The 285-nt window shown below is 24.9% G+C and carries 1 protein-coding gene; it reads right to left on the reverse strand.

Annotated elements, in window-relative coordinates; translation table 11 throughout:
* A partial coding sequence (locus tag AYC60_RS09590; protein WP_459076624.1) for an 8-oxoguanine DNA glycosylase occupies window positions 1-68 on the reverse strand: 68 nt, incomplete at its 3' end.
* Between the last annotated feature and the right edge of the window lie 217 nt (window positions 69-285).

Consider the following 285-nt stretch of genomic DNA (forward strand, 5'->3'; position numbering starts at 1 on the left):
GCTAAATCTCTTCCATATCCTAAATTCCTTATAACGTGGGCAGCTTCTTTTACTCCCATTCCTTTAATATTTTCTTATATCCAATCTCTTTTATCTTTTACACCTTTTATTTCTGCTAATATATTTTTACTGTATATTTTACCATTACTTGTCATCAATTCTCTCAACAATATTAAGTATTTTTACTTATTATTTTTAAATCTTACAACATTTATATAATCTATTATTTCTTCTGCCTTCCCATTATATTGTAATCAATTAGATTTTAATTTTTCTATTGCAGAC

The organism is Streptobacillus felis (assembly GCF_001559775.1).
Taxonomy (GTDB): domain Bacteria; phylum Fusobacteriota; class Fusobacteriia; order Fusobacteriales; family Leptotrichiaceae; genus Streptobacillus; species Streptobacillus felis.